This is a genomic window from Actinomycetota bacterium, from assembly GCA_030019255.1.
Lineage (GTDB): Bacteria > Actinomycetota > Geothermincolia > Geothermincolales > RBG-13-55-18 > Solincola_A.
The window spans coordinates 119,117-143,503 of sequence record JASEFK010000003.1 but is presented as its reverse complement, the minus strand read 5'-3'; the positions used below and the strand labels follow the sequence as shown (position 1 = coordinate 143,503).

Below are 24,387 nucleotides of genomic sequence, written 5' to 3'. Positions count from 1 at the left end.
TCGGGGGGGAGGCCCATGAACACCTCTGCGCGTCGAAGCCGCCTCTTTTGGGGGATGCTCATCACGCTGGCCACATTGCTCCTTCTCATGCCGCCCGCCGCGGCGGCGCCTGATGAAGGCGCAGGAGCGCGTGCGGATGCGGAAGATGTGGTCGCCCAGCAGGTTCCGGTCATCGAAAACATCTTGCCCTCCGCAGCCTGGCCGGGGACCCCGGTGACCATCCAGGGTACGAACTTCGGGCCCATGCAAGTACCGACGGTGAGCACGGTGACCTTCAACGGCGTGGACGCCGGGACGGCCGTCCTGTGGACGGACACCTACATCGTGGTGATGGTCCCCGAGGGCGCCACCAGCGGCCCGGTGGTGGTGACCACCCTCATGGGCTCCAGCAACCCCTATCCCTTCACCGTTTATGAGCAGCCCCAGGCCGTGCCCGCCTACTTCGCCGAGGGGTGTACCCGGTCGGGGTTCGAGGAATGGCTTACCTTCTTCAACCCCCATGACAGTCAGTACACGGTCACCGTGACCTACATGGTGGCCCAGGGAGCCAACCGCATCCGTTATTACAACCTCCCCGCCCATTCCCGCACCAACGTCTACGTGAACTCCGAGATCGGCTCCGACCGGGACGTGGCCCTGCAGGTCACCGCCACGGAGAGGATCTACGCCGAGCGCTCCGTCTATTTCCGGTACGGCACGGACTGGCTGGGTGGCCATTGCTCCGCCCCGGCGCTGGAGGCCTCGCAGAACTGGTACTTCGCCGAGGGGTGCACCCACGCCGGATTCGAGGAGTGGCTGTGCCTGGCCAACCCGGGTTCCCAGGAGGCCGCGGTGGAAGTGGATTACCTCTTCGGCGACGGCGACTCGGAGACCCGAAGCTATACCGTCCCGGCCTGGAAACGGTACACGGTCAACGTCAACCAGGAGGTGGGACCGGGGCGTGACGTGGCCCTGGCCGTGCATTCCGACCGCCCCATCGTCGCCGAACGCCCCATGTACTTCAATTACGGCGGCATGTGGGACGGGGGCCATATCACCGTGGGCGTCCCCTCCCTCTCCCCGGACTGGTACTTCGCCGAGGGGTGCACCCACGCTGGATTCGAGGAGTGGCTGTGCCTGGCCAACCCGGGTACCGAGGATGCCGCCGTCCAGGTGCGCTACCACCTCGAAGGAGGGGAGGAGAAAGGGAGCCAGGTCACCGTGCCCGCGGGGAGGCGCCGCACCATCTTCGTCAACCAGGAGGTGGGACCGGGGCGTGACGTGGCCCTGGCCGTGCATTCCGACCGCCCCATCGTCGCCGAACGCCCCATGTACTTCAATTACGGCGGCATGTGGGACGGCGGCCACATTACCGTGGGCGCCGCCGCTCCCTCCCAGGACTGGTACTTCGCCGAGGGGTGCACCCGCGCCGGATTCGAGGAGTGGCTTCTCCTCTTCAATCCCGGCGAGGAGACGGCGCGGGTGAGCATCACCTATGCCTTTCCCGACGGGGAAACGAAGGGAGAGGAATTGGAGGTGCCGCCGCGGCGGCGCGCCACCCTCTTCGTGAACCGGGAGGTGGGAGAGGGCAGGGACGTCTCCCTCCGGGTGGAATCGGACCGGGGCCTGGTGGCGGAGCGTTCCATGTACTTCCTATATCACCAGGCCTGGGAGGGAGGGCACAACAGTCTGGGAACGGCACCCTGAGCCCTGTGCCCTCACCTTCACCCTTCCCGAAACGGCATGAAGCGCCCGCCTGCGCCCGTGTTATAATCTCCCCATGCGGTGAACGAAAGGTTGTCATGATGAGCTGCTCGGCAGGTGACCTGAAGGTGAGCGAGGATTGCATCCGGCGCGCGGCGCAGATGATCTTAGATTCCATCCAGGTGGTGGCCCTCACCGGGGCCGGCATATCGGTGGAATCCGGCATCCCGGATTTCCGCAGCCCGGGAGGCCTGTGGACCAAGTACGACCCCCTGCTGTACGGCACCTACGAGTCCTTCATCCATCACCCGGAACGTTTCTGGGAGATGGCCAGGGAGCTCAATCCCACCCTGGAGAAGGCGGAACCCAACCCGGCTCACTACGCCCTGGCCGAACTGGAAAGGCTTGGGAAGTGCCGCGCGGTGATTACCCAGAACATAGACCACCTGCACCAGAGGGCGGGCAGCACCGACGTCCTGGAGTTGCACGGTACCCACCGCACCGGGCACTGCATGAGCTGCGGCCGCGTCTTCAGCCTGGAGGAGATGAAAGAGTTAAGCGCCGACGGGGACCGGGTGGCCTGCTGCCCCGACGACCAGGCCCTCATCAAGCCGGACGTGATCTTCTTTGGGGAACCGCTCAATTCGAGGGTGCTGGCCAGGGCGGCGGAGCTGGCTTCCACCTCGGACCTCATGCTGGTCATCGGCTGCAGCCTGGAGGTCTATCCCGCCGCCGCCCTTCCCGAGTACACCAAGCGGCGGGGAGGGAGGCTCATCTTCTTCAACACCGTGACCACCTATCACGATCACCTGGCCGACCTGGTATGCCTGGGGAAAGCGGGGGAGAACCTTCCCGCGGTGGTGGAGGCCTACAAGAAGCTGGCGGGCATCTCGTGAACCCGCGCTTCCTCGCTGCCGTTACACCTGCCGGCAAGGGGAGCGAGATAATTATTTTACAGGCGCGGCGGGAATATTATTAAGGATGATCGTGCTCGAAAGGTACGAAAGGGCAGGGAGTCGGATGGTGAATGGAAATCAAGGAAAGTTGCGGGATACGGCTCCTGAGGAGGCGTCGGTTCACGACTTTCCCGCAGATGACTTGAAGGAGAGACGACTTGGAGAATGACCGTTTTCCCTGGGAATCCCTTTTTCGACGCTCCAGCAGGGAGGAAGTCCCCTTCCTGCGCCGTAAAGAACGCCGGGAAGAGGGAGGCGGATTCCGGGAGAGGTGGGAGAGGATAAGCCCGCGCACCAAGTGGATCGTGGGCATCATCATCCTGGTCCTGGTGGTGCTCATACTGAGCGCCTCCTGGCTCTCCACCTTCTACACCGACTACCTGTGGTACAAGGAGGTGGGCTACACATCCGTATTCTGGAAGAGGATCGTGACCCAGGTATGGCTCTTCTTCGCCTTCGCCGCCCTCTTTTTCGCCCTCTTCTACGGGAACGTCTACCTGGCACGGCGCCTCACCCCCCGCTACGAGAGACCGCTTTCGGAGCTCTCCCCCGTGGAGGAGTCCGTGCTGCGCTTTCGGGAGGGCGCCGGTCGGTGGCTGGACCGGGGCCTGCTCATCGGCTCCGCCTTGATCTCCCTTTTTGTCGGGTGGGGATCGGCCGCCCAGTGGGAGAATGTTTTGAAATTCTTCACCCATTCCTCCTTCGGCAGGGTGGACCCCGTATTCGGTAAGGACCTGGGCTTCTACCTCTTCGAGTTCCCCCTCCTCCGCTATTTCAGCGGCTGGCTCTTCACCGTGCTCATCTTCGCCGCCCTCGCCGCGGCGGCGGTCCACTTTCTCTACGGGGCCATCAACTTCGGGGCCAAGGGACAACGCTTCGCGCCCCACGTGAAGGCCCATCTTTCGGTTCTGGCCGGGGTCCTGCTCCTGGTCCAGGCTTGGCGTTTCCGCCTGGACATGTTCGCTCTGCTCCATACCCACCACGGCCCGGTGGCCGGTGCCACCTATACCGACGTTCACGCCCGCATACCGGCCTACTGGATACTTATCGCCACCTGCCTGGTGTGCGCCGTCCTTTTCCTGTTCAACATCCGCTACCGGGGCTGGCGACTTCCCCTGGCGGGGGTGGTGGGCATCGTGGTCATATCCCTCCTGGCCGGGTCCCTCTATCCTTTTATCGTCCAGACCTACGTGGTCAAGCCCAAGGAACTGGCCCGGGAGAGCGAGTACATAGGCTACAACATCGAGTTCACCCAGGACGCCTACCGCATCCAGGACGAGGGCGAAGGGGCCACGGTGGAGAGGCGCCTGTTCCCCGCGGAGACCGATCTAACCTACCAGGATATAGAGAACAACGCGGCCACGGTGAACAACATCCGCCTATGGGATCCCCGCCTGGTCCAGCAAGTATATAACCAGCGGCAGGAGCTGAGGCAGGAATACGAGTTCGCCGACGTGGACGTGGAACGCTACACGATCTTCGACGGCGTCTATACACAGATGCTGGTATCCGGGCGGGAGCTGGTCGTCGACCAGCTCCGCGAGGACGCCCGCTCCTGGCAGAACGTGCACCTCTCTTACACCCACGGCTACGGGCTGGTCATGAGCCCCACCAACCAGCTTACCGAGGAGGGGGATCCCGTTCTCCTGATACGGGACATACCACCGGTCTCGGAGGAGGGTCTGGGGCTTCAGATCACCCGGCCGGAGATCTATTACGGGGAACGCGCCCACGATTACGTGGTAGTGCGCACGGGAGCGCCGGAGATCGACTATCCCCTGGGTAACACCAACAAGCTCGTGGAACCCTACTACGAGGGGGAGGGGGGGATACCAGTCTCCAACTTCCTGAGGAGATTGGCCTTCTCCATCCGCAACCGGGACATATCCTTCCTCTTCAGCGGCTACATCCACCGCGACTCGCGCCTCATGTTCCGGCGCGACATCAGGGAACGGGCCTTGGAAGTGGCTCCCTTCCTCCGCCTGGACGGGGATCCCTACCTGGTGCTCACCGACGAGGGACGGCTGGCCTGGATCCTGGACGCCTACACCACCACCGATCTCTACCCCTATTCCGAGTCCTACAACGGCGAGTTCAATTACATCCGCAACTCGGTGAAGGTAGTCATCGACGCCTATAACGGAAGGCTAACCTACTACCTGGCGGATCCCGAAGATCCTATAGCCCTCACCTACGGGAAGATATTCCCCGGCCTTTTCACCTCCATGGAGGAGATGCCGGAGGACATCAAGCGCCATGTCCGTTACCCGGAGGACCTCTTCTCCATCCAGATGGAGATGTACCGAACCTATCACATAGACGAGGTCAGCGCCTTCTACCAGAAGGAGGACGTCTGGGACGTCTCCACCGAGACCTACGGGGCGGGCGCCGAGCCCCAGCCGGTCACCCCTTACTACGTGATCATGAAGATCCCCGGCGAGGAGAGGGAAGAGATGGTGCTCATGCTCCCCTTCAACCCTCGGGGAAAGGACAACATGGTGGACTGGGTGGCGGCGCGCTGCGATTTTCCGAATTACGGGAAGCTACTCAACTTCTCCTTTCCAGCGGGCAAGCTGGTGAAGGGAACCCAGCAGTTCGAGTCCCTGGTGGACCAGAAGACGGAAATCTCGGAGCAGATAACCCTCTGGAATCAGGCGGGTTCCCGGGTCATCCGGGGAAACACCCTGGTCATCCCCATCGAGGATTCCCTCATCTACGTGGAACCCCTTTACCTCCTGGCCACCAACCCGGCCATCCCCCAGCTGAAGAGGGTCATCGTGGGCTACGGAGACCGGGTGGAGATGCGGCCTACCTTAAAGGAGGCCCTGCAGGCCCTCCTGGGGGCAACACCCGCTCCCGAACCCCAGCCTCAACCCCAACCCCAACCCCAGCCCCAACCCCAGCCCCAACCCCAGCCCGAGGGGGACCTAGCGGCCCTGGTGGCGGAGGCCAACCGCCTCTACGACGAGGCCCAGGCGGCTCTGCGCTCCGGCGACTGGGCGACATACGGGGAGAAGATGAAGCAGTTGAGCCGGGTGCTGGACCGGATGTCCGAGCTCACCGGGACCACGACTCCTTGAGAATGGGGCGTGCCGCACCTCGGCCGTGCCTTTCTGGGCCCTTGACCGCGAATCCCTGGCGGCGGGGAGGGGACTTTCTTCAAACGAGATATCTAATTATGGGAGGCCTATCAAGGGGGGCCGATCTCCTTTTGTCAGCGAGTAAGGGAAACCCCGCCTCCTGGTGCCGGGTTGGTGAGATACATAAACTCCATGGGTTGAAAAGGATGGACCTCAAGGGAGGCCGATCTCCTGCCCCCAGTGATTAGAGGAGGCCGATCTACTACCGGAGGTAGGCCCGGGCTCCTGCCGTCATGGCTCGGCGGGTTATACTGGAATGGCGATGATACGGAAGGTCCTCCCGCTTGTGGGTTCTACTCGGTGGAGCCCGCCGGGCGGAGCGTCGGAGGTGGTTGGCGAGCATGGGTCTTTCCCGGTGCCGTCGTTGCGGTCTGCCCCGCAACCTTTCCCACCGCTATACCTGGCGGGCTAACGGGTCCATCACCTCGCGTGCCGATCCCACCACGCGTATGGTCTTCTTCGAAGCCTCCTATTACCCCTTCCTGTGGGCGGAGCTAGAGGGCAGGCTGGGGGTGAACATCACCGAACTCTACGTCCGAGGGCAGAAGGCCTCGGTCCATGAGTACCTGGAGCGCAACGTGCTCTACGGGTGGCGCCGCCTCCTGGTCCGCTCCCTTCCCTTCGCGACCGTCATCCAGCGGGTGGTGGACGAGATGTCCCTTTTCGGCTTCGGACGATTGAGGCTCGAGGCTTTCCGGCGGCACGGGATGGTCGTGGTCAGGGTGGCCAACCCCTTCGACATCATATCCATAGCCTGGGGGGCCAAGGGGTTCTACGAGCTGGTGGAGGGCAGGCCCGCCGAGATGGCTTGGTTTAAGGAAGGAGAGGATTACCTGCTCACCGCCATGCCCGCGGCGGGAGCCCGGGAGGCCGGGGAGCCGGACGGGGCGGCGCTTATCCGCCTCCGGTCGGCCAAGGAGGAGCTGGCTGACGTGAGTGAGGATGTCCGGCCGGCGGAAGTGGGGTTCGAGTCCTGTCCCTCTTGCGGGCTGCCTTCCCCCCTCACCGTCCTCGAGTGGCGGGAGGAGGAGGGGGCCATATATCACCGCCTCAATGGGGCGCGCTACATCTTCAGCACCGGGTATGTCCTCCTGAGCATAATAAGGGAACTGGAGGAGATGACCGGACGCAGCCTGGACCGGGAACTGGTGGAGATAACCAGGAATTACCACCTGAAAAACCCACCGGCCTTCTCCGCCCGCAGCGAGGGCGAGGTTTACCGGGAGATGGCGGAACGCCTGATGGCGTTCGGTTACGGGGTGCCCCTCCAGCTGACCTACGGGGCTGGGTACCTGGAGATGGCCCTGGGAAACCCCTTCCACCCGCCCCGGCTGGTGGGCTACGTGACCTCCGTATTCGAAACCTTGGAGGAGAGTGAATCGGACGTTTCCTACCATTTTCCGGAAAGTCGCGTGCTGCGGCTGGAGGTCAGGACCGCCTGAGCCCGGCGGTTTTCCAGGACGCCGGGTCTCCCGTGGTGTGGCCGGGTCAGGGGATCGCCGGGATTCCGATGCGGTAGGAGCAAGGCTGCCTTAATTTTCCCAAGGTTCTTCCTCGGGGTAGAGTAAAGACACAAGCCTGGCGCGCCGCCCGGTCATTTCTCCAGTTCCTCCACCGGGGTAAAGGCGGCCAGCGAGGCGCGTATCACCAGGCGCTGCGTGGACCTGCCCTCCGGGGCGCAGGTGGTCAGGGTGAGCACGGGCTCCTCGGTCTGGAGGGTCACGTTCTCGGCGGGGTCCGCGTACCTGGCCTGGTAGACCCGGTACTCGTAGATGCCGCGAGGGTTCCGGATGAAGATGGAGTCCCCGGGCTTGAGCTCGTCCAGGCGGTTGAAGGGGCGGGTATAGGTGGTGCGGTGGCCGCTTATCACACAGTTACCCGGTTGGCCAGGGAAACCGGTGTGAGGGAGGTGGATGGGTCCCTGGGCCAGGAGGCGGTAGAGCTCATCCTCGTCGTCGCTTCCCTCCCTGACTTCCTCATCCACCCCGATGGACGGGATGCTGATGAAGGCCGGGGTCTCGAAGGACAGGGGAGGGCCGAGGAGCTCGTCGTGGTAGAGGGGACGGACCCGGGGCTCTTCCTCGGTCCGTGCCGCGCTTTCCCGCGCGGCGCTGTTGCGCAGGTGGTCGTAGAGCAGGGGCATGCCCACGGCGAAGGAGGCGACCAGGACCGCCGACGCGGTAAGGGTGATCCAGGCGCTCCTTCCGCCCCTCAAGCTTCCTCACCTCCCGGGCCGGTTCCAGGTTTCCCGTACCCCATTTTAGGCTTTAATCTGGAGTTCTTGCCCCGCCGTTTCCCCCTCCGTGAATTCTTTGGAAATATAATGGAAATCCAGGAGGGCCTCAGCGCGCTCGGGATCCCGTTGCACCGGCACTACGCCAGAACCCATGCATCGATCCATGGATGATTTCGCTCGAGACCGGAATCCTCCCTCCCCACTTCCATGGCCGGCCTGGCACCTGAAAACTTTACATTCTCGATTTCAAGGGTAATATATTATCTTGGTATCTTGGTGGACGAAAGCGCACACACATTGAATGTGCGTTATAATATAAACAGAGCCGACGCGGGGTGGAGCAGTCAGGTAGCTCGTCGGGCTCATAACCCGAAGGTCGGTGGTTCGAATCCACCCCCCGCTACCAGTGGAAAGCCCGGCCGGTTCCGTGAAGTGGCCGGGTTTGATTTTTTCTCCGGCCATGGATGTTTTCCCGGCGTGGTGAAACACGGGTATGACCCAGGTCCATGAAGTTCGATCCTTTTTTCTGGTCATGGAGGCATTTCCCCGCGGTGAAAACCCCTCATATTTTCCGCTATCTTCCATCTTCGGCCACCCGGCCGCGGCGGGCGAGAAGGAAGTTCCCAAGGCGGGAGCACGCCTGCCTTTTCTGTCTCCCGGTTTAATACCTGGGGGCCGATAGGATTCCCGTGTCGAAGTAGCGCTGGAATAGGGGCGGCCGGGTCGCCGAGCCTCAGTACTTGGTGGCCAGGAACCACTCCCAGGGCAGGCGACGCAGCATTTCCTCTCCCAGCCTACGCTTCCAGGAGAAGGGGACCCGCGGGCTGGCCAGGAAGGCGTCCAGGGCCCTCTCCAGCCTCGCGGAGAGGGAAGAGGGGAGGGAGAAGACCTGGTTGTACAGGTAGGCCAGCGGGGTTATGAACTCGCTCACCAGCTCCAGCTGCTCGTGGCTCAGTTTCCTCAGGCGCAGGGCGGAGCGCCGGGTGAAGATGGTGTCCGTCTCCTCCTCCTCCACGTAGTATCCCTCCTCGATGCAGGAGCGGTAAAGTTCCGTCCCCGGGAAGGGGTGGAAGACGGTTATCTGGGTGACCCCGGGCTCGGCCCGGGCGTTGAGCTTCACCGTGTCCAGGACCATGGAGAAGTCCTCGTGGGGAAAGCCCATCATGTTCAGGGAGACGGTCCCGATGCCGTACTTGCGGCAGAGGCGGAAGGCGCGGAGTATCTGTTCGTCGGTCATCCTCCTCCCCAGCACGTGCCTCCTGAGCCAGGGGTTGCCGCTCTCGATGCCCATGCATATGGTCTTGCAGCCGGCTTCTTTGAGCTTGGCCACCTTCTCCTCATCCAGGAGGTCGGCCCGGCAGTTGCAGATGAAGGGCAGTTTAACCCGACGCGGATACTGGCGCACGAACTCCTCGAACCACTTGGGACGCAGGGTAAGGATGTCGTCGTCGAAGCGCACGTGGTCCACACCGTCCGCCCTCTCCGCCAGCTCCTCCACCTCGGTGAGCACGTTGTCCACGCTGCGGAAGCGTACGTAACGGTCCCCGTTAGGGTACACCTTGCGCTGGGCGTGATTAGAGCAGTACCGGCAGCGGTAGGGGCAGCCCCGGGAGGCCATCACGGTTATCCTCTCCCGCTGGTCCGGGGCCATCTTGGACATGTCGAATATGGAGCGATCGGGAAAGGGCAGGGTATCCAGGTCCTCCACCAGGGGGCGCACGGGAGTGGAGAACTCCCGGCCCCGCCACCGGCCCCAGAGACTCTCGATATCCTCCACCCGGCCCCGGCCTTCCAGGGCTTCGGCCAGCTCCACCAGCACCCATTCTCCCTCCCCGATGCAGACGAAATCGATATAAGGGACCTGGAGGGTCCCCGCGGGATCCAGGGTGGGATGCACCCCTCCCGCCACCACCGGGAGGCCGGTCTCCTCCTTGGTCCAGCGGGCCATCTCCTTCACCTTGGGGAACATGAGGCTGGTAGCGGAAAAGGCCACCAGACCGGCGTCCTGGCTGCAGAGCCACTGCAGGAACTCCTCCCGGCCGATCGGTTCCACAAGGTGGAGAAAGGCCACTTCGTGGCCGGACTGTTTGAGGCAGGCGGAAAGGTAACCGCTTCCGAGGTGTATCCTTCCCTGCGGCTCACCGCGGATGCAGCCGGACTGGTAGTAATCGGGGTAGACTAGAGCTACACGCATTCTCTCCCTCCCTCAAGCTCCTCGCCCGAAGCTCGGTGACTCTCAGGCGCCCGGGGACCGGAACCGGGCGGTCCCCCGGCCGCGCGGGCATATGATAGACCATCATACCCCAAGACCTCCCGTAGACGAAGGTAATACGGAAAGCAAGCCAGGCCGTTACGCTATAGTGATTTGGGAAAGGGCTTCCTCTCCGGCACGTAATGCCCGGATAGGCCCTTTCCATGCTCGGTTGCCGGAGGACCCGCGAGGATAGTGAAGTCGTGAAATTGCAGGATGTGAAAAAATCGCCTTCCAAGGGGCATGGGTCGGAGGGAATCGCAAGATATGAAGGAATCGCTTTTCAACGACACTTGTGCGCCGCTTGGTAAGATATGGTAATGTTCTCGAGGATGGAATCGCAAGGCACGAAGGAATCGCTTTCTACCGTCCCCCTGCCGAGGGTGTCGGATGTCGCCAGGCATATCTCCTCAAGGTTCTTTTCCGGTAAGAGGTACGTACTGGTGTCAACATGGACCAAAGTGGGAATGATGGAAAAGGGATGATGGATACATGGGAAGTACCGGTCGTCGACCGGCATGGATATCACGAGAACGGCTGAGGCGTCAGCGGGAAATCGCGGCGGGTGTATGGCCCGGATACCCCCCGGTTTTGCGGAGAAGGAAGGACGGTTAACGCAGCGAGGGGGAGAGGACCGGAGGAACCCGTAAGCCGCCCTTGTACCTGTGGCTAGATGATAGATATGACATTTTGAATCTTTTGAATCTTGCGAGGAACCCCGGCTCGACCGGTAAACGGGCAGGCGAGAGTGCCCGCGGCCCGGGCTTCGGCCGGCGGAATCGATGGCGTTAGGTTAGGAGACATACGGAAGCGTGAAGAAGGTGCCGTAGTTGCCTTTTATGACCAATTCCGAGCTGCTGGAAAAAGCCATGGCCGGGGGTTACGCCGTGGGAGCCTTTAACACCAACAACCTGGAGATCACCCTCTCCATCGTGGAAGCCGCCGCGGCGGAGAGGTCGCCCCTCATCCTGGCCGTCTCCCCAGGGGCTATGAAATACGCCGGGGTAGCCTACCCGGCGGCCATCGCCAGGGTGGCCAGCGAGCAGGTGGAGGTCCCCATGTCCCTGTACCTGGACCGCGGCACCTCCCTGGAAGAGGTGCGGACCGCCCTGGACCACGGCTTCTCCTCGGTTATGATCGACGGGAGCTCCCTCCCCTTCGAGGACAACGTCTCCTTGACGCGGCAGGTGGTGGAGATGACCCATGCCCGTGGGGTCTCCGTGGAGGGGGAATTGGGCCGCCTTGTGGGGACCGAGGACCGCATCTCGGTCTCCGAGCGGGAGGCTTCCATGACCGATCCCGACCAGGCGGAGGAGTTCGTGGAGCGCACGGGAATAGACGCCCTGGCCGTGTCCATAGGCAACGCCCACGGCTGGTACAAGGGGGAACCCCGGCTCAATTTCGAGCGCCTCGTCTCATTCGGGAGAAGGTGTCCGTGCCCCTCGTGCTGCACGGGGCCAGCGGCATCCCCGATGAGATGATCAGGGAGGCTTGTTCCATAGGCGTGGACAAGATAAACATCGACACCGAGGTCCGGGACGCCTTCCGCCGGGCGGTTGCGGATTTCCTCGGCCGCAACCCGGAAGTCATAGACCCGCGCAAGATACTGGCCCCGGCCCGAGAGGCCATGCGGGAGGTGGTGGCCCGCAAGATGCGGCTCTTCGGCTGCGCCGGAAAAGCCTGAAAGGAGGCCTGATCTTGTTCTTGCATCCTTCGGGCACGTCCGCCTGGGCGGGGTGGGGGAGTGGCTAGCCCGGGAGATCGAGGAAAAGACGGGATACGAGACCCGGGTCACCCACCTGGGGCACCTGCAGCTGGGCGGGACTCCCACGGTTTTCGACCGGGTGCTGGCCACCCGCCTGGGGGTCTTCGCGGTGGAGATGGTGGAGAAGGGGCTCTTCGACCACATGGCCTGCATGTGCTCCGGGGAAGTGAAGGCCGCCCCTTACGCGGAGGCCCTGGCGGGCATCAAGAAAGTGGACCTTGAACTCTACGAGATGGCCAAGCTTTTCTATTGAGCGGCAAAGCCTCGAATCTTTAATGCCCGATATGCTTTCGGTACATGTTGCCTCGGGTGCCTTCCAGGTTCAGAACCTGGCCCCGTGATGGGGAGCACATACCCCCGGGGGCATCAAAATTCAAGACCTGACCCCCTATTGTTTGACCACGGACATGTCCCTTTCCAGGTACTCCGGAAGGCCGACGTGCCCCCAGAAGTCCTCCACGTAGAAGCCGTCTACCTGCCCGCTCTGCTTGCCCTCGATGAGCAGCTTCACCTTCTGGACGGTGGGGAACTCGGTGAGGGTGTTGGCGATGGAGGTAAGCGCCAGACCTTCGATAGCCGCTCCCGCGCCGCCATGCTTGGCCTTGTCGGTGAGGATCTCCTTGCTTACGTTCACCGTGCATACGCCGTCCTTGATGCTCACGTCCAGGACCTTGACCGTGCTGGGGAAAGCGGCCACCAGGCCGCTGCCCTCCGAGGGCCCCTTGATGAGTTCCTCCATGGCCGCCCGGGCTACCGCCGTGGTGTAGGGTATGGTCCGCTTCTGCGCCACGAGATATATATCCGAGGGCTCCGATTTGATGAAATACAGGGTCAGGGTGACCGTCTTCCCCTCCCCGCCCCCCTCAACTTCTTCCTTATCGCCCTCGACTTCCTCTTCCTTCTCGCCCTTGTCCTCCCCGGTCACCTGCTTGGCCTTCCCGCATCCTGGGAGCAGCAGCGAGGCCAGGAGCGCAAGACACACCGTCGCGAGCAGGACGTATGGCCAATGCGATCTTCTCATAAGCCCTCCTTTTCCCTTCAAAGCCTTCTTCCCCAACCCCTTCTGGCCGACATCCCTGTACTGGTCGGTGACCCTCGACCGCAGGGCGGGAAGGGTCCCGTGGTTCCGCCACGCCTGCCCGACATCCTTATGGATATCGGGTCTGCAGGCGACGCCGCTTATCCTCCCGGACCCTCCTCAAGCGCTGCCCGCAGGTCATCCGTCGCTCTTCACGGTGCCCGGAGTGCGCCGGCACCGGCCACGTGCGTTTTCGCATTATGCAGTTATCATCATACTACTTCCGGCGTGATGGCCGGGTTCCCTTCCGCTTTCCGCGCCATAAGACCGGCGATGGGTGGCATATAGGCGGCTCTTCAAATCCCTTTCCGCCCATTCACCTTTTCCGCACGGGAACGCTGGTGAACGGCTTGCGGGCGCATGTCCCTTCCGACCTCCAGGGTCTCCCATCCACTCCTCCCGTGGGAACCTTCGGCTATTGGGTAGGGGATACTTTTTCCAACTTTTCGGCCCGCCCGCTTTCCCTTTCCGAGGCGGCGCTCGGAAGGTGGCGTGATGGTAACTACTTCCATCCAAACGGACTCAAGCATGGTCACAAATAATTGTCTGCGCTGATTAGTGAAGCTCCCCTGGTTCGTGTAAAAATATGTAGATCCAGGAGTCTCCATTTACATCGGGATGTCTCTGCCTACAAAGGAGCCTACAGGAACGTTCCCTTACCGTCGGAAGACGGGATAATTGTCAGCATGATACCCTGATTACGGAGGCGCAAGCCGAATGCTGAGGATGGAAGAATACCTTCCAGCGGAAAGCTTGGCCCCCTGCAGGCCGCGGGGCAACGTGGATGGAGGTGAAGATGGCCCATTACGAGAGGAAGGATGAGGAGAGGTGGGGGGAATTTCGGTTCCGGTTCCCCTACGAAGCGGGGTTGAGACGGCTGCGCGAGGAGGTCCTCACCAACCCGGATTTCGACCCTTCTGTGCTGTGGGTCTGGGGAACCATGCAGGCCACGGCGGTCCTCGAGGTCCTCAAGGCCTGTGAACGCGAGTTCGGGGAGGCGGGCCAGGAAGTGGTGAGGGAGGCCCTACGCCGGGTGGGTTTGGACGTGGGCCGGCAGATCCTGGAGGGCCTGGAATGGCCCGAGGACCTGTCCGAGGCGGAAATGGCCAGCTTCTACGCCACGGTGATCAACTGTGTGGCCTACGCCTCCCTGGAAAAACCTACCATAGATTCCCCGGAGCGGGTCAGCTTCCATATCCTCTGGTGTCCCCACCAGGAACAGTACGGGGCTTTCGATTGCCGGGTTCAGCGCTACTTCGTGCAGGGCATGCTGGAAGCCCTGAGGGAAAGGGGCTGGCTTACCGACTGGCAGGTGCGCTTTACCCGAACCATCCCCGCCGGCGCGGAGACCTGCCACTTCGAGTTGTGGAAGGCCCCGGGGGAGGAGGCTTCCCTATGGGAGAGGTACTCGGAGGAGCTGGAACGTAGGGCATTGGAGATGGCCGCGGCGGAGAAGGAGGGAAAAAGAAGCTGAGGAACAGCCGTGTCGCCTGGAGGCCATCCGGGCAGGTGCACATGGGTTCCGAGCCACGGAGCCACACCCCCGCCGGTGACCGTTTAAGGCGGTTCCGCCCAGGCGACAGGGGAACTGAAAGGGGGACAGGAATGAAGGGAGAAGGTGAATACGGGCTTTATGGCTACCGGTGGGTGGTGCTGGCCTCCTTCATGCTGGTGGCCGCGGTCACCCAGCTCATGTGGCTCAACTACGCGCCCATTACCTCCCAGACCCAGGAGCTCATGGGAGTGAGCGAGTTCAAGGTGGTCCTTCTGGCCACCATGTTCCCCCTGGTCTACATACCGGTATCCATACCCGCCGGCTTTATTATCGACCGCAGGGGTTTCCGGGCCGCGGTGCTCATCGGGGCCGTCCTGACCACCGCCTTCTCCTTCTTGCGCCTCTTCGCCGATAACTACGTCCTGGTGCTTTTAGGAATGATCGGAATTTCCGTCGGCCAGCCCTTCGTCCTCAACAGCATCACCAAGGTGGTGAGTTCCTGGTTTCCCACCGAGGAATCGGCCCTGGCCAACGGGCTGGGTTCCCTCTCCCTCTTCCTGGGGATGATCGTGGCCATGGCCCTCACCCCGCCCCTCCTCAAGGCCTTCGGGGAGGGGCACATCGCTTCCCTCCGCTGGGTGGTGTTCATCTACAGCCTCGTCTCCCTTGCGGCGCTGGTCCTCTTTGCCCTCCTGGCCAGGCCCCGTCCGCCCAAACCTCCGCGCCGCACGGAGTCCGAGGCCCTGGGGGAGGAGGTGGCCATAGACCTCAAGGCCCTGCGCGCCCTTTTCGGGCTGCACGATTTTCGCCTTCTCTGCGCGGTGATCTTCATCGGCAACGGGGTCTTCGTGGGCCTCATGCAGCTCATCGAGAAGATACTCAAGCCCAAGGGCATCGAGACGGGGACGGCGGGCAACATCGGGGCGGTGATGGTCCTGGCCGGGGTGGTGGGATGCCTGGTGATCCCCGCCATCTCGGACCGCCTCATGCGCCGCAAGCCGTTTCTGGTCTTAGCCGCCGCGGCCGCCGCCCCCACCCTATTCCTGATAGGGGTCCTCAGGAGTTCGGCACATATATTCGTGGTGGGCGGGCTGCTGGGTTTCTTCCTCCTCAGCGCCCTGCCCGTGCTCCTGGCCCTGGCGGAGGAGACCACCGGAGCGGCCCTGACGGGAACGGCAACCAGCGTGCTCCTTCTGCTGGGGAATGCCGGAGGAGTGGTCATCACCCTGGCCATGGAGGGGATAAAGGGAGCTATGGGTGGGGTGGAGGGGTCCTTCTTCTGGGCCATGGTCTTCGTGGCTCTGGCCTTCGTGGCCGCCCTGTTCATTGCCCTGCGCATCCGGGAGGGAGGGAAGGGGATGGGTAAAGTCGAGCAACGGGCCGGGGTTTGAAGATGTTGGCCGGTTCTCAGGCGCCGCGGAGGCGGAGGTAAACCTTGGGCAGCTCCCGCGGAAGGTCCTCCACGCTGCTCACCACCAGGTACCCGTGGGGAGGACACATGCGCCGCAGGTAGTCGTGACCGGCGGCATCCACGGTGATGCAGAAGGGCACGATGTGTCCCGCCTCCGCTTCCCGCAGGGCCTGCGCCGTGTCCCGCAGTCCATACTCCCGGTCCGAGCGGTCCTCGCCGTAATCGAAGTCCTGCGGATAGCCGTCGGAGAGCAGGAGCATGAGCTTGAGGGAGGAAGCCTCGGCGTCCAGCAGGCGGCGGGCATGACGCACCGCGGTCCCCATGCGGGTGCTCTTCATGGGCTTGAGGCCTCCCAGTCGACGCCAGGCGGCCTCGTCCATGGCCTCGTCGAAGGACTTGATGCGCAGGAACTCCACCCGGTCCCGCCCGTATCCCGAGAAACCGAAGATGCCGTAGCGGTCGCCCAGCTGTTCCAGAGCCCGGGCCATGATGGCCACCGAGACCAGGAGGAGGTCCAGCACCGTCTCCCCGGCGTGGTCCCCCTTGGTGATCTCCGCGGAGGTGGAGGCGGAGAGGTCCAGGAGGAAGAGGGCGCTCACCTCCCGGGTGAGGCGCCTCTTTTCCATGTACACTTTCTCGGAGGGCGGCAGCCCGCAGCGCAGGGACACCCAGCGTTCCACCGCCGCCTGGATGTCCACCTCCTCGCCGGATACCAGTTTTTTCCTCCAGCTGCACTCCCGGTAGCGCAGCATGCGGAACTGGCGGGTGACCTCCCTCACCAGCTCCTCCCATCCCCGGATGAGGCGGTCCGCCTCCGCGGCGCCCCTTTCTTCCGCCCGCAGCTGGACGAGGGTGGTCCAGTCCCGGCGGTAGCCGCGGGCCAGGTAATCCCATTCCGGATAGCGCAGCCTCCTTTCCTCTTGCCCCGGCGCTTTCCCCTCGGCGCCCGCCGCTCCCGCCGTTGCCCTTTCCCGGCCGGGGCCTTCCGCCTTCCCGACCTCCAGCTTCCGCCCCAGCATGCCCGGTCGGAGGAATTCCCCCAGGCCTGCGGGAAAGCGGATGGACACGAAATCCGCGCCCAGGATCTCCTCCATCTCCTCCGGGACGGCGAGGGCTTCGACGTCCTCCGCCTCACCTCCGCGGGAGGGTTTGCTGCCCCCGGGGCGGCGAAGGGGAACCTCCAGGCCCGGGAAACCCTCCTTCGTGGAGGGAAAACCGGAAATCCCTTCCGGGAGGCGGCGGTAGAGGGGGGCCAGCAGCCGGTATACGGAGGCGGTGCAGGACAGGGTGTCCCTCAGGTGGGCCCCAGCGCGAACCACCCCTTCCGCGGCCTCCAGCATGCCGGAGGGGTAACCCCCTCCCGCGGGTCCCGCCAGGGGCTGGAGGAGGTCGAAGTAAAGGTTCCAGAGTGCGCAGCGGTGGTCCAGCGGCTCGAGGGGCGCGCGCAGGCGGGGTAGATACCAGGAGAGGTCGGCCGCCAGGCCCAGGTAGCATCGGGAGAGGTGGGAGAGCACGCGGGCGCTTTCCAGGAAGAGGAAGATCTCCCCCGCCAGCCCAGGTATGGCAAAAAGTTCCAGGAAGCGGCGGATGAAGGACAGGGGTTCCTCGGCGGCGGGAGGCAGGCGGCGGGTTTTTCGGGGAAAGGTTCCAGGTTCAAGGGGACGGTCGAAGGTGCCCGCTTCCCATTGACCCACCTGGGCGGAGACGTAGAGGCGGAGGACCCTCCAGTTATCCTTGCGGTCGGCGTAGAGGTCCAGGAGGCCGGGGAGGTATATCTCCCTCCCGTCGCTGAAGGGAAAGGGCCTCCAGGGGTTGGCCAGGGCCGCCGGCGCCTCCTCCAGGGGCTTGGCCTGCAGGTAACGGGAACATATGCCCTTGCCGAAGAGGGAGAGGGAGGCCCGCGCCTCCTCCAGGCTCACCGCGTTTGCGGGCCGTTCCTGCCGGGCCGCGGACCCGTGGTTCCGGGACCACGGCGCCGCGCTTCCCGCCGTCCGGGCGGTGCTCCCCGACAAGGCTCCCGGCGCCTGGGGTTCCGGGCGGTCGGAGATGCCGAAGCCGCCCCTCACATGGTAAAAAATGCCATGACGATCGCCGTCGCCGACGTCCTCCACGCCTTCCCCTGACGCCGCGTTCCGAAGGCGGAAGGCCGCGGACCTTGCGTAGATGGCGAGATTGAGCGGAGAGGTCAAGACTTCACCCCTGGCGTTCGGGTCACGGGAAGACGGCGGCCACCAGGTCCCGCATTGCCTGCTGCACCACCGGGTCATCGGACACCGCGGAGACCAGGGCCGTCTCGCAGGCCCGGCGCGGTTCCACACCCTGGCCGATGAGGCGGGCGGCGTAGATGAGCAGGCGGGTGGAGGGCCCTTCCTCCATCCCCGGCTCCCCCAGGTTGCGGGCCAGCTCCCCCAGGCGGGCCAGTTCCCTCGCCAGGTTCTCCTCCACCCCGGCCTCCCCGGCGATGATGCGCGCTTCCACCGCCGGAGGGGGGTAGGTGAAATCGATGGCCGCGAAGCGCTGCCGGGTACTTATCTTCAGGTCCTTGAGCATGCTCTGGTAGCCGGGGTTGTAGGATATGACCAGGAGGAAACGGGGATGCGCCCTCACCAGGCAGCCCTTCTTCTCCAGGGGCAGGATGCGCCGGTGGTCGGCCAGGGGGTGGATGAGCACCAGGGTATCCTTACGCGCCTCCACCACCTCGTCCAGGTAGCAGATGCCTCCCGCCTTCACCGCCGCAGTGAGGGGACCGTCCACCCATACCGTTTCCTCGCCCACCAGGATGTACCTGCCCACCAGGTCGCCGGCGGTGAGGTCCTCGTGGCAGGCCACGGTGATCAGGGGGAGCGGTTCCCCGTCTTCCCGGCCCAGCTTCCAGGCCATGTATTCCAGGAAGCGCGTTTTACCGCACCCGGTGGGACCCTTGAGGCTCACCGGAAGACGGGCCCGGTAGGCGGCGCGGAAGATCTCCACCTCGTCGCCCACCGGCAAGTAGAAGGGTTCCTCCTCGAGGACGTGCTCGTGGTAGGCGACCTCCCGCACGGATTCCTCGGAGCCGGCCTCCCCTACGGAACCCTTCCGAGGCGCCCTCAAGCCCCGGCCTTCCGAGGCTGCTCCTCCCGCGGAGGTCACAGTTTCCGTTTCCCGGTGCTGCCCGGTTCCGGGGTTCGGGGTCTCTTGCCGCACGACCTGCGGTACCTCCTCCGTTCCCGCTCCCGCCTTTCCTTCTTCCGGGGAGGCCGCGTGATGTCACCACCAATCGACCTCCCTGGACGAGGTTTCCTCCGGACTCTTTCGGTGATATTCTAACAGTTTTCGTGGATGGCACGCCCGGAAGGCGCCGGCTGCGTGAAGGTTGCCCATGCCAGGGGCTCAGGTCTTGAATTTTGGTACCCCCGGGGTATAGGGATTAAACGTGCCGCCGGGCAGCCATCTACGCTACCTCCTTCTTGCGGAAAGGCCGGTGGCAATGGTCTCGCTCGCTGAGACGCTCGCTGCGACCAACCACTGGCTTTCAGGATCAAGTATCGGCCTCTCCACGAGGCTTAAACACCGGAGTAAAATAACGGCCCCGCCGCACCGGGAAAAGTGCCGTCACAAGCCTCCTCACCATGCTTGAACGCAGGGAAGAAAAACGGACACGTGCCGGATCGGGAAAATGATGCGGGCCCGCGGTAGGAAGAGAATAGGGAGAAAAAATAGAGGAGCGGCCTTGAAGCTCTGAAGGAATCGCCGAGGTCGTAATTGAAGCATATGGCGGTCGAGAGAAAAATTAGAGGGGAGGCTTTGGAGCAGCGCCGGGGCGGTCCGGCAGGCCTCGACGGTGTCTGGGACGGGAAGGATAAAGGAAAGGAGGTTTGCATGCCGTTCTGTCCCGACTGTGGTAGGGAAGTAAGGGAGGAGGCCGTCTTCTGCCCCCGCTGCGGGAGATGCCTGAGGGAAGCCCCCGCGACGCCACCTTCCGGAAGGGGTAAAGAGGATCAAGCCAGGGTACCCGTGCCCCCGGGAGGGGGACCACGGATACCCGCGCCCCCTCCCCCCGCCGTCAAGGGCGGAAGGAGGTGGTTATATCCGCTTGTGGGAACCTTAATCCTGGTGGTGGCCGCGGCGGCCGTTCTCTGCCTCCTTCTTCTTTCCCGTGGGAAGGGAATGAGCTTGGGGGGAATACAAGGATAAGGCCGGGGCCATACACGGAGAGGCGGGAGAGACCCTTTACAGGCTGGCTGCCGAAATGGAGGAGGTCGCCGATTCCGTATCAGAACCGGAGGACCCCTCGGAGATCCGTGATGCCCTGGTCAAGATGGAGGGGCTGCTGGAGGACTCCATGGCGGCTTTTGTAAAGGCGCGAAATGACCTGGAGGGATTGCAGCCCCCGGAGGAGGCGGAATCACTTCACCGGGACCTCCTCGACTTCTACGCGGAGGCAGAGCGGGTTTATGGAGAGTTCAACCTCTTCGTTTCATATTGCCAGGAGCTGATGTCCGCCATGACGAGGGGATACGCGGAGCTGAAAGACTCACTGGCGATGGGGATGACCTCGGAGGAGGTGGCCGTCCGGGCGCTGAATTCCTTGGAAGATTATTACAGCACATCCCTCAAGGAGCTCGAGGCAGTGGAGCAGCCGGAAGGCCTGGGGAATTTCCACCGTCGCTTCCTCGAGGCATGGAGCGAGCTGGCGCCGATCATCACCGATTTGAGGGCCGCACTCTTGAGCCGGGATGCAGGCAAGCTCTCCTCCGTAGAATCCAGCCTGGGGGAGTGGCAGAACGACATGGCTCTCCTGGCCGTGGAGCTGGAATCCCGCTTCAGGGAGATTGGCGAGGAATTGACGGAACTGGTGGATGAGGGGCGGAGCTGGAAGATGAGCTGCTGGAGCTTTGAGGGAGCTTCCGGAGATGTTGGTGACCGGATTGTGACGGGGCGGGCGATCGGCCGCCACGGCCCGCGGGAACGTGGGATAAGGATGGGCGATGCCGAGATATTCGAAGCAACGAAAGCGCACCGGTTCCTTCTTCGAAGGGAGCGAGGATAAGTTAATTGGTATTATCTGTAAGATCGTTTACGGTTGAATCCTGGTCGACATGGAGGGTTGGAGAACTTCGCGCGGAACGAGGAGGAAGGAGATGGAAGCACCGTGGAAGGAAGAGGTCGGTATCCTGGTGGAGCTCCTGGGCCTGGAGCGGAAACCGGTGGCGGTGACCTTCACCAACGACGAGGTAGAGGTGGTCGGCCGGGAGAGGATTTCCTTCTGCCGGGCCCTGAAGCGGGCCGCGGCGGGGGAGACCTTCGTCATCGAGGCCGGTAATTCCTCCTGTCCCGGAGGGTCGTGGCATTGCGGGCTGTCCGAGCCGCCCTCCGGCCCGGGCCGGCGCTTCATCCAGAATTTCCTCACCCGCGGCGAGAAGCTCACCCATTCCATCGTCAGCTTCCACCGCATGCAGGCCCTGGGCTCCCCGCCCCCCACCGGCCTGGCCGACCGGGTGGTCGTCGGTCCGGCGGACGAGGCCTCCATACGGCCGGACCTGGTGGTCTTCCTGGTGGACCCGGAGCAGGCCTGCCGTCTCATCACCCTTGACCATTACTGGGACGGGATTCCGCTCCGGGTGGAAGTGACCGGAGCCCTGTGCCACTCGGCCATCGCCTACCCGGTGGTCACGGGGCGCACCAACGTGACCTTCGGGGACTGGACGGCGCGGCGCATGCAGAAATACCCGAGGGAAGTGGTCTTCGTCTCCGTGCCCTACGAAAGGCTGACTGCCCTGGTGGCCGCCGTTCCCCGGTGTTCCGCCGGCAATGCTCCCCTGGAGATACCCAGGGAGATAGAGGAGCACCTGGGGTAGGGGCTCCGGCGCACCTGCCGGACCTCATTTTTGGGGACTTTTGGTTCCTGGTAAAATATGTAAAATATTGGTAGGGAACGCATGGGCGACAGAGTAGGCCCACTGCCCTCCGCTTGGGCGCGTCCGCGAAAACGTTTCGCGTAGGGGGTGAACATGGAGCTTACGGACCGGCAACTTGAAGAACTGCGGCTGGGAGCCCTTACGGCCATCGACGGGTTGTGGTTCCTGGAGGTGGAAGCGACATACGGGTTCGAGGTCGCCCTGAGGCTGGACCTGGAGGTGTGGAAGAAGTACGGGCTGGTGGTCCTCAAGCGCATGGTCCGCATGCTGAACCTGGACCTCTCCTCGGGAGAGCCGCCGGACCTGGAGACGGTGAACCTCCTGATAGAGAACATCTGCCGCATCGACGGGACGGAATGCCGGGGTGAGGTGCGCGGCGGGGATGAGGTCCTTTTCCGGGTGACCCGCTGCTCGTGGTGGGAGAACCTGAAGAAGGCGGGCCGGGAGAAGGTGGTGCCCTGCGAGGACATCGACAACACCATCTTCCGCCACTGGCTGCGGGCGGTGGACCCCTCCCTGGATTTCGAGATCACCGCCTCCCTCCCGCGCGGCGACTCCTTCTGCGAGTGGGTAATCCGCAGGAAATGAAAAGCCCTTTATCCCTCAGAAAGGTCGGCCGCGGTCCTCCTTCCAGGTGTCCATGGAGCGGTCCACGCGCAGCAAGTGGAAGAGAAAATCCAGCAGCTTCGGCAGGCAGAGTCCCCTCAGGAAGGCCACCAGCCGCACGTTGAAACGGGGCACGCATATCTCGGCGCGGTTTCTCTTCACCGCCTCCACCAGGGCCTCGGACACCTTGCGGGGGTCCTGCCAGCGGGTGATGAAGGGCACCTTGGCCCCCTCGAACATGCCCGTAGCCACGTACCCGGGGTTGACGATGGTAAAGTTCACCCCGCTTCCCCTCAGCTCCTGCCGGATGGCGTCGGTGATGCCGATGTCCGCGAACTTGGTGGCGCAATAACCACCCATCCTGGCCGAGCCTGTCTTCCCGGCCACCGAACAAACGTTCACCACGTGGCCACTTCCCCGTCTGACCATGTCCGGTACCAGGGCCTGCATCATCCACACGTACCCGAAGTAGTTGACCTCCATCATGCGGCGCACGGAATGTTCCGGCAGGTCAAGCACCGCCCGGCAGTCGGTTATCCCCGCGTTGTTCACCAGGACGTCCACCGGCCCGACCTCCTGGCGCACCCTTTCCGCCACCCGGAAACAGGCCTCCCGGTCGGAGACGTCGAAGGCGTAAGCGTACACCTCGTACCCGCGCCCGCGGAGCTCCTCCGCCGCCCGGTTGAGCTCCGCCTCGTCGACGTCGGTCATCACCACCCGGGAGCCCTCGCGGCAGAAGTTCTCGGCGTGCAGCCTGCCCATGCCCCGCGCTGCGCCGGTGATCAGCACCACCTTCCCCTGGAGCTCCATGCTCCCCACCTCCCTCCTCACTCAACTCGTCATCGATCAGAATTTCGTGGGCTTAACGCCGCGGGGATGGCGAAGGTCCCCATTTCCCCTCACGCCCCCTCCACTCGCTGCAGTTGAAGGGTTGGTCGGAAGACGGACCATGGATCCTCCCTCCTCTATCCACGCTTTCTCCGGATGGATTTCGTGGGCTTTGCCCCGCAATGACGTTAAGCTCCTCCTCCCCGCATCCGCATCCTTTTCCCCGCTGACATTGAAGGGGTGGCCGGGAGGTGACCCGTCGACGGAGGTCCCAGACCGGACAAGCGTAAGTCCGCGTTTTCCCTGATGTGGCTCCGGAATTGTCGCTCCTGGATCATCCTCCCTCCGGGGTATATTCTAACACCCTCGTTCTCACCCCTCACCCGGGCATGCAAAAGGCCCCATTTCTTTCCTGGACTCCCTTGACCTCCGCTTCCCCCGCACCTGCAGGCGAGGGCCGGGTTTTCGCTATTTCCGCTGCGCTCGTCCGGATCCTTCTTTCTCAAACCCGGTCGGGCTCCCGTTGCATCGAAACCGTCGCCTTTCCGATTCAAGCCCGATTCCCTCCGCCCACGTTGTATTCCGTCAGCCTGCGGAGGAGGTGTCTTCCCGTTTCCTCCCGGTGACGGGAGTGTGCTTGCGGAAGGTCGCTATTTCTTCTTCCCCTCCACTTGCCTGCCCCTCAACCCCCGGACCGGGGGTCCCGCCATTCCCATCCCGATGCCGGGATGTGTCCTTTCCAAATCGTGCCGGCCTCGCCATTCCTCATTTCCAGTGCCGTGGATTTGGAAAATCCGGATTTCCGGTAACCATGTGCGGCCCCGCGTGTTTACTTGGTTGAAGGATGGGCGGAAAAACCAAGTTCCGGGTTCCGATTCCCGGCTCGGACCGTTCCGACTTCTTGCGAGAGGCGCGTTCATAGAGGGCAAGGACAGGCTTCGGGAAAATGCGCGGCTCGTGCGGGATTCGGTTGCTGGTTCGCGCCGTTCCATCCCGGGTAAACCGATTTGGTAGTCGTGAAAGGGAAGGTGGGTAGCGGAT

The 24,387-nt window shown here is 63.4% G+C and carries 16 protein-coding genes, 1 tRNA gene and 1 pseudogene; 12 read left to right on the top strand and 6 right to left on the bottom strand.

Annotated elements, in window-relative coordinates:
* The first annotated feature begins 15 nt into the window (after positions 1-15).
* The 4 genes from QME84_03635 (at position 16) to QME84_03620 (ending at position 7,221) form a co-directional block, all read left to right on the top strand.
* A complete protein-coding gene (locus QME84_03635) occupies positions 16-1,686 on the top strand; it encodes a DUF5719 family protein (GenBank protein ID MDI6873359.1) in 1,671 nt (556 codons plus the stop codon).
* Positions 1,687-1,784: 98 nt separating this feature from the next.
* The gene (locus QME84_03630) at positions 1,785-2,579 is read left to right on the top strand and encodes an NAD-dependent deacylase (protein ID MDI6873358.1); all 795 of its coding nucleotides are present in this window, start codon (positions 1,785-1,787) and stop codon (positions 2,577-2,579) included.
* A gap of 218 nt (positions 2,580-2,797) precedes the next feature.
* Positions 2,798-5,719: a UPF0182 family protein gene (locus tag QME84_03625; GenBank protein ID MDI6873357.1), complete on the top strand. Its 2,922-nt coding sequence runs from the start codon at positions 2,798-2,800 to the stop codon at positions 5,717-5,719.
* Between the two features lie 401 nt (positions 5,720-6,120).
* Positions 6,121-7,221 (top strand): hypothetical protein, encoded by a 1,101-nt coding sequence (locus tag QME84_03620; protein ID MDI6873356.1) that lies wholly within the window; start codon positions 6,121-6,123, stop codon positions 7,219-7,221.
* Positions 7,222-7,373: 152 nt separating this feature from the next.
* On the opposite strand, the gene QME84_03615 is transcribed toward QME84_03620, so the two are convergent.
* Positions 7,374-7,994, bottom strand: a complete 621-nt coding sequence (locus tag QME84_03615; GenBank protein ID MDI6873355.1) for a class E sortase — start codon at positions 7,992-7,994, stop codon at positions 7,374-7,376.
* A gap of 350 nt (positions 7,995-8,344) precedes the next feature.
* On the opposite strand from QME84_03615, the gene QME84_03610 reads away from it, so the two are divergent.
* A tRNA-Met gene (locus QME84_03610) sits at positions 8,345-8,421 on the top strand.
* Positions 8,422-8,748: 327 nt separating this feature from the next.
* On the opposite strand, the gene QME84_03605 is transcribed toward QME84_03610, so the two are convergent.
* A complete protein-coding gene (locus tag QME84_03605; protein ID MDI6873354.1) occupies positions 8,749-10,209 on the bottom strand; it encodes a radical SAM protein in 1,461 nt (486 codons plus the stop codon).
* A gap of 896 nt (positions 10,210-11,105) precedes the next feature.
* Here QME84_03605 and fba point away from each other — a divergent pair.
* Positions 11,106-11,950, top strand: a pseudogene (gene fba / locus QME84_03600) (class II fructose-1,6-bisphosphate aldolase).
* A gap of 52 nt (positions 11,951-12,002) precedes the next feature.
* Positions 12,003-12,284 carry a 6-phosphofructokinase gene (locus QME84_03595; GenBank protein ID MDI6873353.1) on the top strand — a complete coding sequence of 94 codons (282 nt, stop codon included), beginning with the start codon at positions 12,003-12,005 and terminating at the stop codon, positions 12,282-12,284.
* A 135-nt stretch (positions 12,285-12,419) separates the two neighbouring features.
* On the opposite strand, the gene QME84_03590 is transcribed toward QME84_03595, so the two are convergent.
* Positions 12,420-13,052: a GerMN domain-containing protein gene (locus QME84_03590; GenBank protein ID MDI6873352.1), complete on the bottom strand. Its 633-nt coding sequence runs from the start codon at positions 13,050-13,052 to the stop codon at positions 12,420-12,422.
* A gap of 853 nt (positions 13,053-13,905) precedes the next feature.
* Here QME84_03590 and QME84_03585 point away from each other — a divergent pair.
* Both QME84_03585 and QME84_03580 read left to right on the top strand, forming a co-directional pair.
* Complete coding sequence (locus QME84_03585) at positions 13,906-14,583, top strand: hypothetical protein (GenBank protein MDI6873351.1); 678 nt, start codon at positions 13,906-13,908, stop codon at positions 14,581-14,583.
* Between the two features lie 131 nt (positions 14,584-14,714).
* The gene (locus QME84_03580; protein MDI6873350.1) at positions 14,715-15,995 is read left to right on the top strand and encodes an MFS transporter; all 1,281 of its coding nucleotides are present in this window, start codon (positions 14,715-14,717) and stop codon (positions 15,993-15,995) included.
* 16 nt (positions 15,996-16,011) lie between these two features.
* Here QME84_03580 and QME84_03575 read toward each other — a convergent pair whose 3' ends face one another.
* Positions 16,012-18,126, bottom strand: coding sequence for a VWA domain-containing protein (locus tag QME84_03575; protein MDI6873349.1), 2,115 nt, complete (start codon positions 18,124-18,126; stop codon positions 16,012-16,014).
* A 100-nt stretch (positions 18,127-18,226) separates the two neighbouring features.
* Complete coding sequence (locus QME84_03570; protein ID MDI6873348.1) at positions 18,227-19,054, bottom strand: CbbQ/NirQ/NorQ/GpvN family protein; 828 nt, start codon at positions 19,052-19,054, stop codon at positions 18,227-18,229.
* A gap of 1,189 nt (positions 19,055-20,243) precedes the next feature.
* Here QME84_03570 and QME84_03565 point away from each other — a divergent pair.
* The 3 genes from QME84_03565 (at position 20,244) to QME84_03555 (ending at position 22,500) form a co-directional block, all read left to right on the top strand.
* On the top strand, positions 20,244-21,044 hold the full coding sequence (locus QME84_03565) for a hypothetical protein (GenBank protein ID MDI6873347.1): 801 nt from the start codon (positions 20,244-20,246) through the stop codon (positions 21,042-21,044).
* A 91-nt stretch (positions 21,045-21,135) separates the two neighbouring features.
* A complete protein-coding gene (locus tag QME84_03560; GenBank protein MDI6873346.1) occupies positions 21,136-21,852 on the top strand; it encodes a DUF169 domain-containing protein in 717 nt (238 codons plus the stop codon).
* A gap of 153 nt (positions 21,853-22,005) precedes the next feature.
* Entirely contained in the window at positions 22,006-22,500 is a 495-nt protein-coding gene (locus QME84_03555) for a DUF6125 family protein (protein ID MDI6873345.1), read from the top strand.
* Between the two features lie 15 nt (positions 22,501-22,515).
* Here the strand turns inward: QME84_03555 and QME84_03550 are convergent, their stop codons facing one another.
* Positions 22,516-23,328: an SDR family NAD(P)-dependent oxidoreductase gene (locus tag QME84_03550; protein ID MDI6873344.1), complete on the bottom strand. Its 813-nt coding sequence runs from the start codon at positions 23,326-23,328 to the stop codon at positions 22,516-22,518.
* Positions 23,329-24,387: the final 1,059 nt, after the last annotated feature.